Source organism: Rhizobium sp. CG5, assembly GCF_023701945.1.
Taxonomy (GTDB): Bacteria; Pseudomonadota; Alphaproteobacteria; order Rhizobiales; family Rhizobiaceae; genus Allorhizobium.
Genome location: NZ_JABAEF010000004.1, coordinates 236,603 through 254,814, shown reverse-complemented (window position 1 = coordinate 254,814; position 18,212 = coordinate 236,603). Strand labels below are relative to the sequence as shown.

Here is an 18,212-nt window from a genome sequence, read left to right as displayed (position 1 = left end):
GAAACGTCTTCCGTTTCTACCCGTTGCCCTCGATATAACTCGATATAATAAGGCGGATGGCGGGATTAAAGATCGCGGTCCACCTAGATCGGTCTGCGATACCCCGTTGGCTGCTCGTAGAGCCAGCCGATGCGCTGCACCGCCGCCTCGAAATTCTCACGGGCCACGGTCATGGTATGGCCGTTGGCATGCAGCAGTGTCTGCTCATCCTCCATGATGCCGGCGTGGCCCTTCCAGAACACCAGATCGCCGCGGCGAAGCTCGTCGCGGTCGATCGCGATGCCCAGTCGCTCAGCCTGCATGTCGGAATCGCGCGGTGCGGCCTTGTCCACCATCATCAGTGCCAGTTGTACAAGGCCGGAACAGTCTATGCCGAATCCCGACCGCCCGCCCCATAGATAGGGCGTTTCGAGAAAACGGGCGGCCACCGCCACATAGTCGCCGACAACCGGCTCACCCACCGGCCGGCAATGGCCGGCGATCACCGCTCCGCCGCCGGCCAGCAGATAGTAGCCGGTACCGCGGGTCTCCGCCTCGCCGACAACCGCGACACGGCTGCCCATGGAAAGGGCTGCCGATATGGGAAACCGCAGGTCCGGCCCGGGATAGACGAAGGTTCTGGGCACCGTGACGCGGTGTGTCGGCGTCGGCGCATCTTCTGTCAGCGCGGTTTCGGGGACATAGCCGACATAGCCATCAGCCGCGGCCTGAACCCAGGTCCAGCCGTCGGCCCTGTCGAACACCATGACATCTTCGCCGAGCAGCATCTCGGTATCGATTCCCGCGGTCATATCAGGGCGGCGGCGAAGGCCCGCGACGGGCACGGCGATGCGCGCCGGCGTGCCGCACACATAGCGCTCGGCCGCGATCACGCCTTCAAGGGCAGCATCGGCGAGATCCGGTCTGAAGGCATTCAGCCTGCGGTCGAGGGTCATGGTCATCTCACGTCTTCATCTTGCGGCCTTGATCGATGATCAGATCGCCGAGCTTTTCGAGATAGAGGGCGCCGCCGACCGTGCGCTTGATGATGACATTGCGCCGGTCGCGCTCGTCGCGCACCCGGTCGACCAGACCCATCTCGCCCATCGTATTGAGCGCCCGGGTAATCACCGGCTTGGTGACATCCAGCGTGGCGGCAAGACCGCGCACCGTGTGGGGCGGCGGCACCAGATAGATATGCAACAGGATCGCCAATTGCCGCAGGGTGAGATCGCGGCCGTCCTGCTGCACTTGGCGCAGCGTCACATGATGCCAAAGCCCCAGCGCCGCTGTGGCCGTCAGTTCCACGCTCATCCGAAGCTCCGATGTCGTTACGTCGCCGTTTCATTTACGGCCAACGCCACCCGCTTTGCAAGGCTAGAGGATGCCGCGGATATGGCGATAGAGCGCGCGGATGCCTTGCGCCTCGCCGCCGATCTGGCTGTGCGGACGCTCGGCGGACGCCCAACCGTAGATGTCGAAATGCGCCCAGGTCGGCGTCTTCATCACGAAGCGCTTGAGGAACAGGGCGGCAGTGATGGCGCCCGCCATGCCGCCGGCGGGGGCATTGGTCAGATCGGCAATCTGCGAGCGGATCAGCCTGTCGTAGCCCATGTGGAGCGGCAGGCGCCAAAGCGGATCGTCCACCTCCAGGCTCGCTTCGGCCAGATCGAGCGCGAAATGATCGTCATTGGTGAAGAAGGGCGGCAGATCGGGTCCAAGTGCGACGCGGGCTGCACCGGTCAGGGTCGCCATGTCGATCAGCAGGTCTGGCTGATCCTCATCGGCATAGCTCAGCGCATCGGCCAGGATCAGGCGGCCTTCCGCATCGGTATTGTCGATCTGCACGGTCAGGCCCTTGCGGCTGCGATAGACATCGCCGGGGCGGAAGGCGTTGCCGGCAATGGAATTCTCGACCGCCGGAACGATGACCCGCAGGTCCACCTTCAGCTTGGCATCCATGATCATCAGGGCCAGACCCAGCACGTTGGCAGCGCCCCCCATGTCCTTCTTCATCAGCAGCATGCCAGCACTCGGCTTGATATCGAGGCCGCCGGTATCGAAGCACACGCCCTTGCCGACCAGGGTGATCTTCTTATGGCCCTTCTTGCCCCAGCGCATGTCGAGCAGGCGCGGTGCCTGGGCGCTGGCGCGGCCGACGGTGTGGACGAGCGGAAAGTTCTGCTCGAGCAGATCGTCGCCGGTGATGACCGAGACCTCCGCCTTGTAGTGGGTCGCCAACGCGCGGAATGCCGCTTCGAGTTCGGCCGGTCCCATGTCATTGGTCGGCGTATTGATCAGGTCGCGCGCCAGGAAGACGCCGGCGAGCTGACGCTTGATATCGGCCGCATCGGCATCCTGGGGGATCATCAGTTTCGGCGCGGTCGGCCGCTCCGACCGGTAGCGGTCGAAACTGTAGCTTCCGAGACCGTAGCCGAGAAGCAGGCGATTGGCGGTCAGCGGGGCGGTCTCTATGTGCCAATCGCCGGCCGGCAGTGCTCTCGCCAGCTTGCCGGTGATGAAGGGATTTTCGGACGGATTGGTGCCAAGCCCCAGCAAGGCGCCGCCCAGGTGGCCGTCGTCCGTCGGAATCAGCAGAACCGTGCCGGCTTCGGCCCGAAATCCGGCCTTCTTGGCCCAGTCCAGCGCGATCGGATCGATCGATCCGGTCTCGACATGGGCCGGGGTGACCGCGAAAATCGGAAGCGTTTTTCCGGCCTTGGTGGTGAATGGGGTCTGTCGTTCGATATATTGATAGGGGACCATGTCCTGCCTTCCCGGAATTGCGCTGCGAACGCGGGTATTAACACTCCGTTAGGGTTAACAGATTATTGCTTGAGTGGAGATTGCGCCGCGTCCTTCGACCCCTATTTTTTCCGCGGCCATGAACCGGAACCAGGATGATCTGCATGGCCGCTCGGGAAACCTCACCTCGTTACAGACGCAATCTGCTAACTTGCCTGTGCACGACACTGGTCGCCCTGTCCGTTACCGGCTGCGCGTCGACCCGCAATCACGACAATATCAAGACCGGCTCGGTGCCGAACATGAGTCGCGCTTACGACCAGATGAACGCCACCCAGCTTGCCAGTGCTTCAGCCAGTCTCGGAAAGGCCTACGAGGCCAATCCGAAGGATCGCAGCACCGGCCTTGCCTATGCCAATATCCTGCAAATGACCGGCCGCCAGGCCCAGTCTCTGGCCGTCATGCAACAGGTGGCGATCGCCCATCCCTCCGACCGGGAAGTGCTGGCCGCCTATGGCAAGGCGCAGGCCGCCGCCGGTCAGCTGGAACAGGCACTCGGCACCATCGGCCGCGCCCAGACACCGGACCGGCCGGACTGGCGCCTCTTTTCCGCCGAGGGTGCGGTGCTCGACCAGCTTGGCCGCTCCGCAGACGCCAGAAACCGCTACCGTATGGCGCTCGACCTACAACCGAACGATCCTTCGGTCCTGTCCAATCTCGGCATGTCCTATGTGCTGTCAGGCGACCTCAGGACCGCTGAAACCTATCTGCGCACGGCCTCCGAACAGCCGGCAGCCGACAGCCGGGTCCGCCAGAACCTGGCGCTCGTGGTTGGTCTGCAGGGACGCTTCCCGGAAGCCGAACAGATCGCCCGCCGGGAGCTTGCACCGCAACAGGCGGACGCCAATGTCGCCTACCTGCGCTCCATGCTGGCCCAGCAGAACTCCTGGAAGCAGCTGGCAGCCAAGGACACGGATACCAAGAACACCAACTGAAGGCCCGGACCGCCGGCGCCCTGCGGGAGCGCGCCTGGCTCAGGCCAGCCGGACACGCACACTTTCCAGGATCAGCCTTGCGCCAAGCCCGGCCATCACCAGCGCGGCAGCACGATCGATCCAGGCTTTCGCCTTGCCATAGACCGTGCGGGCCAGGCTTGCTGAAAAGACCAGCGCCACCAGCGCATACCATCCCGCTTCCACGACGAACACGGCTGGCGGAAGGATCGCCAGCACCGACAGATCCGGATCGGCCGGCAGGAACGCCACGAAAATGCTGGCATAGACCACGGCGGTCTTCGGATTGCCGAGCTGGGTCGTCAAGCCGAGCAGGAAGCTGCGCAACAGGGAGGGCTCACGGCCCTGCTCCGGCATGTCCACCGGCAGCGGGTCGGCCGCTCCCCGCCACAAACGGCTGGCGAGATAGAGGAGATAGAGGCCGCCCAGGAGCTTCAGTATCAGATGAAGCCACTCGACCCGCGCTAACAGCGCGCCCAGGCCCGCCAGGGCAAGGGCTGCAAAGATCGCGCCGCCGGCGCCCATGCCGAGAGCCGCGGCAAGGCCAGCGGCGCGTGACCGCCCAAGGGCTGTGTGGGAGACGAGTACGAAGCTCGGGCCGGGGCTCATCGCCCCGATCAATATGGCTGTCAGAATTCCCAGGATGACAATCGACGACGACATGCAGGACCTCCGGTCGGATTTGGCGTTGACAGCCCAGGCGAGCGGCATTTGCTTGCCCGCGCTTCCCGATGGTCGTCCATCTCATTCGCCAGTCACGCGGGCGATGAGCTTAAAACGATTCCTGGCCAGATTGAAGCTGTAGCGTTTCGCGATCTTTCAGATTCGCTCATCGCGCTTTGTCTTTTTGTTTTGTCGCATGTCGTCATGCCGAAACCGGCGCCCACTGTCGGGCAGCATGCTTTAGAAGCGGTCGGAAACCTGGATGCCGGCCGGTCCGAGGATGACGGCCACCAGGACGGGCAGGAAGAACAGGATCATCGGCACGGTCAGCTTCGGCGGCAGGGCGGCCGCCTTCTTCTCGGCCTCGTTCATGCGCTCGTCGCGGCCTTCCTGGGCCAGAACGCGCAGCGCCTGGGCGACCGGCGTGCCGTAGCGCTCGGCCTGGATGAGCGCCTGCGTGACGCTCTTCACCCCTTCGAGCTGGGTGCGGGTTCCGAGATTTTCAAGCGCCGTACGGCGGTCCTGCAGGAAGGAGAGCTCGGCGGTCGTCAGCACCATTTCCTCGGCCAGTTCCGCCGACTGGCTGGCGATTTCCTCGGCCACCCGGCGCATGGCGGCCTCGATGGAAATACCGGATTCGACGCAGATCAGCATCAGGTCGAGCGCGTCGGGCCAGGCCCGCTTGATCGACAGCTGACGCTTGGCCATGCGGTTCGAAATGTAGATATTCGGCATGTAGAAGCCGATATAGGCGGCAACGACGGCGGCCAGGATGCGAATGCCGAATGGTTTTTCGGCAAGATTGCCGAGGACGAAGATCCAGACCACGGCCCCCGCCAGGCACAGGAACGGCAGAAGGAAGCGGGCCACCAGGAAGATGTTCAGGGCGTTCTGGGTCCGGAAACCGGCAGCCCGCAGCTTGTCCATGGTGCCATCATCCACCAACGCCTTGCGCAGGTTGAAGCGCTCGACGATCTGGCGGACCGATCGGTTGTTGTTGGCCCGCAGCGAGGTCTTGCTGTTGGAACTGTCAGCGTTCATGCGAGCCCGCTCCCGCGCGCGGATCAGGTCCCGCTCGGTCGAAACGGCTTTCATGCGTTTGTTGAGGTCGCCTCGCTCGAAATAGGGGATGGCGAAAGTGTAGAGCGTCGCAAACACGGCGATGGCCACAAGAACCGCCAGGATCATGCTGGGATCGGTCAGCCGGGATGCAAGTTCCTGGGACATGGCTTTGTCGCTTCCTCAGATGTCGAAGTTGATCATGTTGCGCATCACCAGAATACCGATGCTCATCCAGACCAGCGATGCGCCGAGGATCATATGACCGCGCGAGTCGGTGAACAGGATCATGATGTAGGAGGGCGAGGTCAGATAGACGAGAAGCGTCACCACGAAAGGCAAGGAACCAATGATGGCCGCCGAAGCCTTGGCCTCCATCGACAGGGCGCTGACCTTGGCCTTCATTTTCTTGCGCTCGCGCAGGACGCGGGACAGATTGGACAGGGCCTCGGAGAGGTTGCCGCCGGCCTGGGACTGGATGGCAATGACGATCGAGAAGAAGTTGACCTCCTGCAGCGGCATGGTGATCATCATGCGGGTGCAGGCCTCGGGCACGCTCAAACCCACCTGCTGGGATTCCACGACGCGGCGAAATTCACCTTTGACCGGCTCCTGGCCATCCACTGCGATCAGGCGCAAAGCATCGTTGAGGGGCAGGCCCGACTTGATCGACCGGACCATGACATCAAGGGCGTTGGGAAATTCCGACAGGAACTTATTCTGGCGGCGCTTGATGAGAAAACCGACCAGCCAGCGCGGCAGGCCGGCCGCGGCGACAAAGGCGAGCCCGACCGTGGCAAGAAGTGGCAATCCGCCGATGAAGGATCCGACGAAGACCAAAACGCCGAAGATCGCGCTGAACACATAGAACTTGGCCGCCGAGATGGAGAGCCCGGCCTGCACGAGGCGCGACTTCAGGCTGAGCGTCGCCGCCGTCTTGGTCTTTTCGGCCTGTTTGCGCTCCATGTCCTTCAGGGTGTCCTGCACCGACTTGCGGCGCTTGGACAGTTCCTGAACCCGATCGCGCGCCGCCTTGACCTTGTTGAGGTCGGTCTCGGCGGCTTTGACCCGGTTCAGGCGGGCCGAGGTCTTCTTGTCGGCTTCTATACTGGAAAACTGGACACCATAGGCAACGGCGCCCGCTGCAATCGCGACAAGGGCGACGATGGCCAAGACAATCGGGTCCATTCCGAACATCGCCGTCATACTCCGCTGGATTTGAGTTCCATGGCGTCAAGCGCCGCCGCCAGCCGCCGCTCTTCGTTGTAGTAGCGGGCGCGATCCCAGAAATGCGGCTTGCCGATGCCTGTCGACATATGCCGGCCGATGATCTTGCCGTTCATGTCTTCGCCTTCCATTTCGTAGCGCATCAGATCCTGGGTGACGATCACATCACCCTCCATGCCGATCACCTCGGTGATATGGGTGATGCGGCGCGAGCCATCGCGCAGGCGGGCGGCCTGGATGATGACGTCGACGGAGCCGGAGATGATTTCGCGCACGGTCTTGGCCGGCAGGGTAAACCCACCCATGGCGATCATCGATTCCATGCGGCTCAGGCATTCGCGCGGCGTGTTGGCATGGATCGTACCCATCGAGCCATCGTGGCCGGTGTTCATCGCCTGCAGCAGGTCGAAGACTTCCGGTCCGCGCACTTCGCCGACGATGATGCGTTCGGGGCGCATACGCAGGCAGTTCTTGACGAGATCGCGCATGGTGATCTCGCCTTCGCCTTCGATATTCGGCGGACGGGTTTCGAGCCGCACCACATGGGGCTGCTGCAGCTGCAGTTCGGCGGTGTCTTCGCAGGTAATGATGCGTTCGTCGCCATCGATATAGCGGGTCAGGCAGTTGAGCAGCGTGGTCTTGCCGGAGCCGGTACCGCCGGAAATAACCACGTTGCAGCGAACGCGCCCGATGATCTGCAGGACATCGGCGCCTTCCGGCGTGATCGCCCCGAATTTCACCAGCTGGTCGAGATTGAGCTTGTCCTTCTTGAACTTACGAATCGTCAGCGCCGGGCCATCGATAGCAAGCGGCGGCGCGATAACGTTGACACGAGAACCATCCGGCAGACGCGCGTCGCAGATCGGGCTCGATTCATCGACGCGACGGCCGACCTGGCTGACGATGCGTTGGCAAATGGAGAGAAGCTGGCTGTTGTCGCGAAAGCGGATATCGGATTCAATCGTCTTGCCGGCGACTTCGATGAAGGTCTGTCCGGAGCCGTTGACCATGATGTCGGAGATATCGTCGCGGGCCAGAAGCGGCTCGAGAGGTCCGTAGCCGAGAACGTCGTTGCAGATGTCTTCGAGCAGTTCCTCCTGCTCGGAGATCGACATGGCGAAGTTCTTGATCGTGATGATGTCGTTGACGATATCACGGATTTCTTCGCGGGCGCTTTCCCCGTCGAGCTTGGCGAGCTGCGACAGGTCGATGGTGTCGATCAGCGCCGAAAACACCTGGCTCTTGGTATCGTAATACTCCTGGGTACGGGCCTGACGTTTGCGGGCCGGCGTCTGCATGGATGGCGGCTGCATCTGCTGGCGCGCCGCTCCCTCCTCGCGAACGATCTCGGAGACACTTTCCGTTCTTTGAGGGGCGGGAGCAACAGGCGCCGACAGGGTCGGCGGGACCGCTGTCCCACCACCCGCTTTGCCGAAACCATCACTTCCACGTTTACCGAACATAACAATCCACTTTGTCTTAAGACCCTCTGGTCTATTTCTTGCTCAAAAGCCCGAGCATCTTTCCAAGTCCGCTTTTCTTGGCCTTCTTGGCCGCCGCCCGGCCGGTCACGATGTGCGCGATCTGGGCAAAGGTCTCGGCGGTCGGTGATTTCGCGTCGATTTCGGAGATCATGCGGCCGCTGTTGGCGGCGTTGCCGAACAGCTGGGTATCGAATGGAATGATGGCGATCGGCTCGATTTCCAACGGCTCGAAGAAATCAGCCGGGGCGATTTCCGGACGCTTGGGCATGCCGACCTGATTGAGAATGAAGTGGGGGGCCTTGTCGTTCGGCCGCAGCTTCTTCAACGCATCCACCAGGTTCTTGGCATTTCGCAGATTGGCCAGATCTGGAACGCAGGTGATGACCACTTCGTCGGCATCCGACAGCACCGCCCTCGTCCAGTCCGACCATAGATGAGGCACGTCGAGCACCGTGACCGGCGCGCTGCGCTGCAGCACGTCGAGCACCGGCTGGAAGGCGCCACGATCGAAATCATAGGCACGGTCGAGCAGGGATGGGGCTGCCAGAAGCGACAGGTGCTGGGAGCAGGTCGTCAGCAGGCGATCCAGAAAGACCTCGTCCAGACGTTCCGGCGCAAACACCGCTTCGGCAATGCCGGTGGCCGGGTCCTGGTCGAAATCGATATTCGCCGTGCCATAGGGCAGGTCGAGATCGGCGAGAATGGTTTCGGAGGCAAACAGGCTGGAGATACCAAACGCGCAATTGTGGGCGATGGTGGACGAGCCGACGCCGCCCTTGGCGCCGATGAAGGCGATGCTGCGGCCCAGCGGCTCTGCATCCGGATCGACGAAGATCGTCGAAACGGCCGCCATGACATCCGCCATGGACACCGGCGCGACCATATATTCGGAAATGCCGCTGCGGATCAGGTCGCGATAGAGAGGGATGTCGTTGTAGCGGCCAAGCACGATGACGCGTGTCGTCGGATCGCAGACTTCGGCAAGCGGCGCGAGTTCCTGCAGCAGGCCTGCCGGTTCGCAATCGGTTTCGAGGATGATCAGATTGGGTGTCGGTGCCGAGGAAAACATATTGGCGGCGGCCGCGGTGCTGCCGGTGGTGATCCTGAGACTGACTTTTGCCATCCGGCGGTCATGGGCGCACTGCTCCATGACGCGGTGCACCGATTCGGAGACACAGAAGGCATGAACGGAAATACGCGGAAGCGGGCGCAGGCTGTCGAGATCGCCGGTTTTCACCGGCTCTTCCGCACGACCGCCCTGGCTGGCCCCGGTCTCTATGTCGTATTCGATCGCACTCATGGTTCCATCCTGACGTCAAAATTCCCGAACAAGCCCGAGTGAATCAACCTAGTCCGTTGATGTATCGGTGCCTTCGCGATAGAGCCCGATTACAGTTGACCGTCGCGTTGCATCGATCGGGGTCATGCCACGGGGCGCCACGAGATCCATCGGGTTGGCAATCTGGGCGGCGAGATTGTTCTGGCTGGCACAGCCGAAGTTGTGCCAGTTGCGGTTCATCATCGTGTCATTGGCGATATCCTCCGGCCACTCGCCGCACTGGCTGGTCACGGCGGTCGTCGCCACATAGCTCAGACGTACGGGAGCCGCGTCGCCGGTGGCGCCCGCGGCATAGCCGGTTTCGACGATCCGGGCGGCAGAGACACCCTTGCCGGCCAGCAGTGTCCTGATTTCGCCGCTTATATGGGTCGCGGCACCGGCATTGGCGGAGCCATGCGGCACCATGATCTGCACATTGCCGGAGGAACTGGCGACATAATCCTGCGCAAAGCCGGCTATCGCGTCGCGCGTGCCGGTTGTCAGCTTGCGGTCGCCGGCTGCCAGGGGAATATCCAGCGTATGCTCGACTTCGGTCAGCACGATGGGATGGCGGGTGCGATAATCGTCCGGGATCGAGTTGGTCGACATGCGGTCCTTGGTTCCGCAGCCGGACAGAACAGCGACGGCCGCAAGCGCCGCGCCGGCCAGAAAGGCCTGCCTGAGGTTCGATGTGCGGAACGTCGCTTTTGTGACACGCATGGAACGATGACCTTCTGCCGGATCGGGCGCGATTTTATGAGTATTCATCTTCGTGCCCCGGCTCATTTGTAGATAAACCCGACGGCGCCGTGATACTCGCCGGCTACCGCTTCCTTGCGGCCATAGACCTTGTTGACGCGGTTGAGGAAGTACATCGCGGCATCGTTTTCCGGATTAAAATTGTCGTCCGGACGGGCCAGCTTGTTGCGCGCGACAGGACGGACCAGATACGGCGTGGCGATGATGACCAGTTCGGTCTCGTTGCGGACGAAATCCTTGCTGCGGAACAGGGTCCCGAGGATCGGAATCTTCGACAGACCCGGCAGACCCGACATGGCCTGGCGAATATTGTCCTGGACCAGGCCGGCGATGACGATGGAGCCGCCGGACGGCAATTCGACGGTTGTCGAGGCTTCGCGCTTGCGGATCGACAAATAGGTCGAGCCGGGGACATCCGATGAGGAGTTGCCGGTGACCACCGATCCTTCATAGGTTGGCTCAGAGACGTTCGTTTCGATCTGCAGGCTGATACGACCCTCCGAGAGCACGACGGGCCGGAAGTTGAGCTCGATCCCATAATCCACGCTATCTATGCTTCTGGACACGGTTTTCTCGCCGGTCTCGTCGTCGATAGTGACCTCCTGTTCGGCAGCCAGCCTGTACTCGCCGCCGACATAGAACTTCGCCTGTTCGCCCGAAATGGCCGTCAGGCTTGGTTCGGCAAGGGTCTTCATGACGCCTGCCTGCTCCATGGCGTTGACATAGGCGCTGATTCCGAAATTTCCGATGGTTTTCGAGATCGTCGCGGTTCCACCGACATCGACGGAATTGCCGAGGTTCGACGGATTGGCGTAACTAATGCCGCTCGTGCCATCGGAGGCGCTGGCACTGACGCCCAATTGCTTCAGAACCTGGCGGCTGACCTCGGCCACGGTGACCTTCAGCGTCACCTGGTCTTCGCCTTGGATGGTCAGCAGATTGACGATCTGCGACGTCTGACGATCTTCGGCGAAGATTGCCACGTCGCTGCCGTCGCTGCCGGATGCCGTCTCGTTACGGGTTGTTGCCTCACCGCCCTGCAGGAAGGCGTTTGCAAGACTTTCGGCGCGGGTGGCATCCTGCGGCGTGCGGACGGTTCCGGTCAGCACGATGTTGTCGGAAATGATCTCGACCTTGATGTCCGACTCAGGCAGAAAGCGGCCCAGATTGGCTTCCAGACCTGCAATGTCCCGCTCGATCTGAATGTCGAGGCTGACAATTTCGCTGCCGTCCGCTCCGAAGATGAAAATATTGGTCTGGCCGACCGTCTTGCCGAAAAGGTAGATGCGGCGCGACGTCCGGGTCACGGCATCGGCCATTTCCGGATCGGCGACCAGGATGTCGTGGGCGTCCTCCGGAAGATCGATCACCAAGGCCTTGTTGAGACCGAGCTTGACGGTGCGGCGCGCACCGGGACCCGACTGGTTGATCCGGATGACGGCCTGCGATTCGGCATTCGCCGAGCGAATGCCTGTGAAGGTTTGAAACCGCTCGCCGGGCAGACCGCAGAACGCCAGGCTGAACGCCAGGGTTCCGGCCACCGACGCGCGAATTTTCCGGCCATGGCCGCTCATCTGTGTCCGCCCGCTCATTGTTGCTCAGCTCCCGAATTCTTCACGATCTCGCCGGATTTGATCACCTGGATCATCGGCGCGCCCGATCCACCGCTCAGCAGGTAATCGGCGGCCGTCGTGTCTTCCTCCTGCGCATCGGCAACCGAGCGCAGCGTCAGCGACAGGCGCTCGGCCATCTGCTGGGCAACCGTGATGACCTTGGCCTGATCCGGCGTGAGCTCGAGTGTCGCTGTCGTCCCGACAACGGTCTTTGAACCGTCATCCTTTTCCTGGATCTGCTGGTCGACAGCCAGGACACGGACATTGGACAGCACCTGCTCGGTCAGAAAATTATTGTCGTCGCCCTTGCGCACCATGATGACATCGACGCGATCGTTGGGCAGGATGAAACCGCCGGCGCCTGTGGCAACCGAGATCTCGGTGGCGACCGCGCGCTTGCCGGATGGCAGGAGCGACGACATGATGCGGCTTGAGGAGTCGGCGATCTTCTCGCGGCGTAGCGGTTCGCCTTCGAACAGCGGCAGGCGCACGACGACGCCACTCAGTTCCTTGACTGCGTCCGGTCGGGTGTTTTCTGTAATGAAGCCTTCGACAAGGCTTCCCTCCGGCCAAGGCATCCAGCGCATGGATTTATCATTCAGGCGCGATCCGACTGGCAGATTGGCAGCCGCCACCAGCACGTTGATCGTCGGCTCTTTCTTGATCACCGCATCGGCCTGCTGCACAATCACCGATGTCGTGCCAGTCAGGCGCATGGCCAGCAGACCGGCAAGTCCTGCCGCCACGATGGCTACTGCGAGAATGATGATACGAGCGGGTTTCATGATCTGTCCTTGCGAGAGACAACGGGTCCTCTGCGCGCAGAATGATCAGGAATTGGTATAATTATAGTTAATAAGGCGCTTACAATTTTGGTTAATGTAAGCTTACCACGCCGCGATCTGGATCAAAGTTGCATGGCCCACAGGACCAGGGGCGATTGGGGATAGGTCAGAAGGCCCGCGATACCGATGGCGATGCCGTATGGGATCTTCTTCGCCTCCAGGATCGAACCCGGCAGCGGCAGGCCGATGGCCATCATCGTGTTGGAACGGGCTCGCAACAGCAGGATCAACAGGGTCAAAGCCCCGCCGATATAGGCGACATGGGTCAGGAACGACACCAAAGATAGGTTGAGGCCGAACCAGACGGCCGCCGCGGTCAACAGTTTGGCGTCGCCGCCGCCCATGACATTGAAGGCAAATAGCGTGAAGCACACCGCGAAAACAGCCAGACCGGCGAGAAGGTGAAGTCCGATATCGGCAAGCCCGAGGCCGGCCAGGGGCGCGGCAAGGGCGAAAGCGCTCAGAAGCACCACAGGGATCCGATTTGGGATCGTCATTTCGAGAAAGTCAGTAAAGGCCGCCAATGTCAGGCAGAGCGGGAAAATCAAGAAAATGATGGCTTCTACCATGGCTAAGCTCCCGACCAAGACCCGCCGACTCTAGTGGGTTTCGCTTAAGGAATTGCAAATCGTCGAGGCTGTCGTCTCAGCTTCATCGCGAAGATGCTTGCAACCCGCACGCTTTTACGCATTGCAGAACGATAAAGACCGCCCCCTTGATGAGAGCGGTCTTGGATTGCCGATGCCGAGCAAATCGGCAGGGACTGTATCAGTTGTCGTCCAGCTTGTCGGCCAGGTCAGCGAACTGGTTGTTCAGCGAGTTGCCGAGCGTCGAAGCGCCGGTGATGAGGGCGACGGAAATCAGGGCGGCGATCAGGCCGTACTCGATTGCAGTTGCACCAGACTCGTCCTTCATGAAACGTGCGAAAATCTTGGTCATGTTACTCTCCTACTCCACAATGTTGTTCAGCACCGCCGTCAACTGTTTCCGTTGATCGGATGACTGCAAATTACCGAACGCCCATTGCCATCGGCTTAAGAAAAAGAGTTACCAAGCTGTTAAGAGCACACTGCTGAAGCTTTTGGTAAATGGCTTGCAAAGGGGGTCATTAAGAAGCGAGCCATTGCCGGTTGCCGGCAGTACTCCAATCATTTTTTGCTTTGCATTCAATATCTTGTAGAGATCCCTGATCGAGGGGCCGACAGATTCTGGGGCCCTGACAACCACCTTGAACGCTCTCCCATCGGTCTGCGGCCTGCGATTTTGGCGGCGCTTAACGGTTCATTCACCAATCCCCATCATCCTCACCTCAGTATTAAGCACAGACATACGCTTCAAAAGGCTGACCTGATGTTGTCTCGCGGCGGCTTCGCACACTTATCCCTCGGCGTCATCATTGCCACGGTAGCTTTTAGCGCGCCTGTGCGGGCCGAGGACGACCTGTTGCGCGTCTATATGGATCACGCACGCGTCCTCAAACTCGACCGCCCGGTCAGCAAGGTGATCGTGGGCAACTCGAAAGTCGCCGATGCGACGGTCGCCGATTCCAAGACGATCGTGCTCACCGGCCGCAGTTTCGGGACGACGAACCTGGTTCTGCTGGACAGCGAAGGCAATGCGATTGTCGACGAACGCATTCTTGTTTCCATCGACGAGGGAAATTCCGTGCGCGTGTTCAAGCAGACCCAACGCACCGTTTTGTCCTGCACGCCGAATTGCGAACAGCATTCCGATACCGGCAGCACCACATCCACGGCTGCATCCACTTCGGAATAACAGGCCCATGCCGAAACGATCGGTGCTGAGGCCTGCTTAGCACGGAGATTGACAGTTTCATTCCGGTAAATTGCGCCTGTCCGTTGAAACGGAAAATAAACACTTGGCACCTAGCATTGGCCAAATTCGACGAAATCGGCCTAATGCGATGACTTCATATCATGACGATACGAAAAACGACGCGCGCAAACCAGGCTCCCGGCGCGGCGCCTGGGCGGCCTTGCTGAGATCCAGGGACGGCGCTGCCGCGATCGAATTCGCAATCCTGTCCCTGCCCTATTTCCTGATCGTGTTCGCCATTCTCGAGACGTTTGCCGCCTTTGCAGCCGAGCAGCTTGTGGCGAACGCGGCAGATACCATGGCCCGGCAGCTTCGGACCGGCACCGTTACGGTGGGGCTCGGGAAAACGACCGATCTGTCCGAGACGGAATTCCGGGAAGCCTTCTGCGACGAGATCTCGATCATGATCACCTGCAGCGCGGAAGAGATTGCAACGCCAACCAAGCTCTATCTCGATGTCCGCGAATTCACGACCTTTGCTCTTATTCCCAGCGACATTCCCGTGGTGTCCGATGTGCTTGACGTTTCGACCTTCGACTATTCGCCAGGTGGCGCCGAAAGCATCAATATGCTTCGCGCCTATTACCACTGGACGGTCATCACCGACCTCGTCCGCCCCTATATCACCAATATTCGCTTGCCCGGCGAATCGGAGAATACCGGCTATCTGATCGTGGCAACCTCTGCATTTCAGAACGAGGACTATCCGTGACGATATCCGCAGAGAAGCAAACTCTTCGCACACCAAGCGACCGTGTTAAATCGCTGGCCGCTGCCGGCTACGCTCTCCTCAAACGGCTGAAGGACAATCGCGACGGGATCGGCGGGGTGGAATTCGCCCTGATCGTGCCGCTGCTGCTGGTGGTCTACATCTGCGCGTTCGAACTGACGCTGGGCTTCAGCGTTGCCAAGCGCGCCACCCGGGCGACCGGGACGATCGCCGATCTGGTGGCGCAGCAGAGTTCCGTGACCACGACCTTTCTCGCCACAATGCCCGACGTCGCCGCCGCGATCTTTACCCCTTATGACACGGCTGCCGATGGCGAGACGATCGACCTGAAGATCACCGGCATCGCCGTCGATAGCTCGGCAAACCCAACGGTTGCCTGGTCCTGGGCCGCCGACGGTACGACACCCTACGTGGCCGGCACCACAGTCAGCGTTCCGTCCGACATGGTGACAGCCGACGTGTTCATGGTCCGTGCCGAGCTAAGCGTTCCGCATACGCTGGTGATGTATCTGCCCGGTGCTGCCGCCAAGGAGACTCGCTCGATCACCATAGAACGCGAATATTTCTTCCAGCAGCGCACCGGCGAGACCATTGACTGCAGCGACTGCTGAAACCTGCCAAGAAAGCTGACGCCGCCACCGGGCAATTTGCCAACCCCGACCTGACGGGATATTCATGCGCCTGAAGGCGGATGATGAACCCGGCCCGCGGATCAGCCGCCGGCCTCGCCTTCCAGGTGAACAATGGCACGTGCATTTCTCTTCGTACTGGATTCCTTTGGCGTCGGCGGCGCTTCCGACGCGCCGCAATATGGCGATGACGGGTCGAATACCTTCGGCCATATCGCGGAATTCTGCGCGGCGGGCGCTGCCGACCGGGCGGGCCTGCGAGCCGGCCCCTTACATCTGCCCAACATGTCGGCACTCGGTCTTGTGCATATTGCCAAGATGGCCAGCGGCGATTTTCCGGCCGGCATGCCGGTGCCGGAGCGCATTTTCGGCCTGCATGGCGCGGCCAGCGAGATATCCCACGGCAAGGACACGCCGTCCGGCCATTGGGAAATCGCCGGCACGCCTGTGATGTTCGACTGGGGGTATTTCTCCAACGAAGAGGAGGCCTTTCCGGCCGACCTCATCGAGGCGATCTGCGAACAGGCCTCCCTGCCCGGCATTCTGGGCAATTGCCATGCCTCTGGAACCGACATCATGGCCCGGCTTGGCGAAGAGCATATCCGCACCGGCAAGCCGATCTGCTACACATCTTCGGATTCGGTCTTCCAGATCGCCGCCCATGAGCGCCATTTTGGGTTAGAGCGGCTGATCGCGCTCTGTCAGATCGCCCGCAAGCTCGTCGATCCGCTGAATATCGGCCGGGTCATCGCCCGTCCGTTCCTCGGCGAGACACCGGCCACATTCGAGCGCACCGGCAACCGCCGCGACTTTTCCGTTCTACCCCCTGAACCGACGCTGCTCGACCGGCTGACCGGGGCCGGCCGAAAGGTGCATGCGGTCGGCAAGATCGGCGACATCTTCGCCCATCAGGGCATCTCCCGCGTGATCAAGGCCAATGGCAACATGGCGCTGATGGATGCCACGCTGAAAACCATGGAAGAGGCGCAGGACGGCGACCTGGTCTTCACCAATTTCGTCGATTTCGACATGCTGTTCGGCCACCGACGCGACGTGCCCGGATATGCGGCAGCTCTTGAGGCTTTCGACCTGCGGCTTCCGGAAGTTCACCGCAAACTGAAGCCGGGCGACATGGTCATCCTGACAGCCGACCATGGCTGTGATCCGACCTGGCGCGGCACCGAACACACCCGCGAACGCGTGCCGATCATCGCCTTCGGTCCGGGCATCCGCTCGCGGTCGATCGGCGTTCGCGACACCTATGCCGATATCGGCGCCACGGTTGCAGCCCATCTGGGCATCGAGCCCGGTCCGCACGGCAGGAGTTTCCTTTGACGGCCCATCTGAAGAAAGCCGAGTTGCATTGCCATGTCGAGGGTGCGGCGCCGCCGGCACTGACCTTGCGGCAGGCGGAGATCTACGGCGTCGATACGTCGACGTTCATCCGCGACGGCGCCTATGTCTGGGAGGATTTTACCAGTTTCATAGCCTGCTATGATGCCGTGGCCTCGGTGTTTCGCACGGCTGAGGACTACGCTGCTCTTGCCGAGGCCTATCTTCTGGAACTGGCGGCGGCCAACACGATCTATAGCGAGCTGTTCATTTCGCCCGATCACGGCGAGGCCGTCGGATTGCCGGCCGAGGACTATATCGCCGGATTGGCCAGCGGTATCCTTTCGGCCCGTGACAAGACTGGCATCGAATGCCGCATGGTGATTATCGGCGAGCGGCATCTGGGACCGGAGAATGTCATTCGCCGGGCGGACTATACCGCGAAACTCGATCATCCGCTGGTCACCGGCTTCAACATGGCCGGCGAGGAGCGCATGGGCCGCGTCGCCGACTATGCCCGCGCCTTCGACATCGTGCGGGAGGCGGGCCTTGGCATCACCATTCATGCCGGCGAACTCTGCGGCGCCTTCAGCGTGGCGGACGCGCTGGACCTGGTCAGACCGTCGCGCATCGGCCACGGTGTGCGGGCCATCGAGGATGCCGACCTGGTCAAGCGGCTGGCCGATCTCGGCACGGTGCTGGAGGTCTGCCCCGGTTCCAACATCGCTCTCAAGGTGTTTGCGAATTACCAGAGCCATCCGCTTCGGGCCTTTGTCGATGCCGGCGTCCGCGTGACGATCAGTTCCGACGATCCGCCTTTCTTTCACACCTCGCTTGCCAACGAATACAGCATCGCCTCGCAGGAGATGGGCTTTTCCGATGCAGAGATCAACGCCATGACGCGGACCGCCATAGAAGCGGCGTTCGTGGACGAACCGACGCGACAATCCCTGCTCTCCAGGCTGTGAAGGGGCCGAGGC

At 61.4% G+C, this 18,212-nt stretch carries 19 protein-coding genes and 1 riboswitch; of the genes, 6 read left to right on the top strand and 13 right to left on the bottom strand.

Annotated features, from left to right (window positions below):
- Positions 1–83 precede the first annotated feature (83 nt).
- The 3 genes from HGO38_RS09250 to HGO38_RS09240 all read right to left on the bottom strand — a co-directional run bounded on the left by HGO38_RS09250 (position 84) and on the right by HGO38_RS09240 (position 2,745).
- Positions 84–941, bottom strand: a complete 858-nt coding sequence (locus tag HGO38_RS09250) for a C40 family peptidase (RefSeq protein WP_250955592.1) — start codon at positions 939–941, stop codon at positions 84–86.
- 1 nt (position 942) lies between these two features.
- On the bottom strand, positions 943–1,293 hold the full coding sequence (locus tag HGO38_RS09245) for a MarR family transcriptional regulator (RefSeq protein WP_168471696.1): 351 nt from the start codon (positions 1,291–1,293) through the stop codon (positions 943–945).
- Between the two features lie 63 nt (positions 1,294–1,356).
- On the bottom strand, positions 1,357–2,745 hold the full coding sequence (locus tag HGO38_RS09240) for a leucyl aminopeptidase family protein (protein WP_250955591.1): 1,389 nt from the start codon (positions 2,743–2,745) through the stop codon (positions 1,357–1,359).
- 143 nt (positions 2,746–2,888) lie between these two features.
- Here HGO38_RS09240 and HGO38_RS09235 point away from each other — a divergent pair, with 143 nt between their 5' ends.
- Positions 2,889–3,719 (top strand): tetratricopeptide repeat protein, encoded by an 831-nt coding sequence (locus HGO38_RS09235; RefSeq protein ID WP_250955590.1) that lies wholly within the window; start codon positions 2,889–2,891, stop codon positions 3,717–3,719.
- A gap of 39 nt (positions 3,720–3,758) precedes the next feature.
- Here HGO38_RS09235 and HGO38_RS09230 read toward each other — a convergent pair whose 3' ends face one another.
- From HGO38_RS09230 to HGO38_RS09185, 10 genes are all read right to left on the bottom strand, one after another.
- Positions 3,759–4,400 (bottom strand): LysE family translocator, encoded by a 642-nt coding sequence (locus HGO38_RS09230; protein WP_250955589.1) that lies wholly within the window; start codon positions 4,398–4,400, stop codon positions 3,759–3,761.
- 24 nt (positions 4,401–4,424) lie between these two features.
- Positions 4,425–4,506, bottom strand: a riboswitch (ZMP/ZTP riboswitch).
- A 134-nt stretch (positions 4,507–4,640) separates the two neighbouring features.
- Positions 4,641–5,627, bottom strand: coding sequence for a type II secretion system F family protein (locus HGO38_RS09225; RefSeq protein WP_250955588.1), 987 nt, complete (start codon positions 5,625–5,627; stop codon positions 4,641–4,643).
- Positions 5,628–5,642: 15 nt separating this feature from the next.
- Positions 5,643–6,656, bottom strand: a complete 1,014-nt coding sequence (locus tag HGO38_RS09220) for a type II secretion system F family protein (RefSeq protein ID WP_250955587.1) — start codon at positions 6,654–6,656, stop codon at positions 5,643–5,645.
- Positions 6,657–6,661: 5 nt separating this feature from the next.
- Complete coding sequence (locus tag HGO38_RS09215; RefSeq protein ID WP_250955586.1) at positions 6,662–8,149, bottom strand: TadA family conjugal transfer-associated ATPase; 1,488 nt, start codon at positions 8,147–8,149, stop codon at positions 6,662–6,664.
- 31 nt (positions 8,150–8,180) lie between these two features.
- Positions 8,181–9,470 (bottom strand): CpaE/TadZ family protein, encoded by a 1,290-nt coding sequence (locus tag HGO38_RS09210; RefSeq protein ID WP_250955585.1) that lies wholly within the window; start codon positions 9,468–9,470, stop codon positions 8,181–8,183.
- Between the two features lie 48 nt (positions 9,471–9,518).
- Positions 9,519–10,208: a CpaD family pilus assembly protein gene (locus HGO38_RS09205; protein ID WP_250955584.1), complete on the bottom strand. Its 690-nt coding sequence runs from the start codon at positions 10,206–10,208 to the stop codon at positions 9,519–9,521.
- Positions 10,209–10,270: 62 nt separating this feature from the next.
- Positions 10,271–11,839, bottom strand: coding sequence for a type II and III secretion system protein family protein (locus HGO38_RS09200; RefSeq protein WP_250955583.1), 1,569 nt, complete (start codon positions 11,837–11,839; stop codon positions 10,271–10,273).
- A complete protein-coding gene (cpaB, locus tag HGO38_RS09195; protein WP_250955582.1) occupies positions 11,836–12,645 on the bottom strand; it encodes a Flp pilus assembly protein CpaB in 810 nt (269 codons plus the stop codon). The genes HGO38_RS09200 and cpaB overlap by 4 nt, the downstream gene beginning before the upstream one ends.
- 122 nt (positions 12,646–12,767) lie before the next feature.
- Complete coding sequence (locus tag HGO38_RS09190) at positions 12,768–13,274, bottom strand: A24 family peptidase (protein WP_250955581.1); 507 nt, start codon at positions 13,272–13,274, stop codon at positions 12,768–12,770.
- A gap of 199 nt (positions 13,275–13,473) precedes the next feature.
- Positions 13,474–13,644 (bottom strand): Flp family type IVb pilin, encoded by a 171-nt coding sequence (locus HGO38_RS09185; protein WP_250955580.1) that lies wholly within the window; start codon positions 13,642–13,644, stop codon positions 13,474–13,476.
- A 414-nt stretch (positions 13,645–14,058) separates the two neighbouring features.
- On the opposite strand from HGO38_RS09185, the gene HGO38_RS09180 reads away from it, so the two are divergent.
- The 5 genes from HGO38_RS09180 to HGO38_RS09160 all read left to right on the top strand — a co-directional run bounded on the left by HGO38_RS09180 (position 14,059) and on the right by HGO38_RS09160 (position 18,200).
- Entirely contained in the window at positions 14,059–14,481 is a 423-nt protein-coding gene (locus tag HGO38_RS09180) for a pilus assembly protein N-terminal domain-containing protein (protein ID WP_250955688.1), read from the top strand.
- Positions 14,482–14,629: 148 nt separating this feature from the next.
- Positions 14,630–15,253 carry a TadE/TadG family type IV pilus assembly protein gene (locus HGO38_RS09175; protein ID WP_250955579.1) on the top strand — a complete coding sequence of 208 codons (624 nt, stop codon included), beginning with the start codon at positions 14,630–14,632 and terminating at the stop codon, positions 15,251–15,253.
- Positions 15,254–15,306: 53 nt separating this feature from the next.
- Positions 15,307–15,882, top strand: coding sequence for a TadE/TadG family type IV pilus assembly protein (locus tag HGO38_RS09170; protein WP_250955687.1), 576 nt, complete (start codon positions 15,307–15,309; stop codon positions 15,880–15,882).
- Between the two features lie 132 nt (positions 15,883–16,014).
- Positions 16,015–17,235, top strand: a complete 1,221-nt coding sequence (locus HGO38_RS09165) for a phosphopentomutase (RefSeq protein ID WP_250955578.1) — start codon at positions 16,015–16,017, stop codon at positions 17,233–17,235.
- Positions 17,232–18,200 (top strand): adenosine deaminase, encoded by a 969-nt coding sequence (locus HGO38_RS09160; protein WP_250955577.1) that lies wholly within the window; start codon positions 17,232–17,234, stop codon positions 18,198–18,200. Before HGO38_RS09165 ends, HGO38_RS09160 begins: the two co-directional genes overlap by 4 nt.
- The last annotated feature ends 12 nt before the right edge of the window (positions 18,201–18,212 follow it).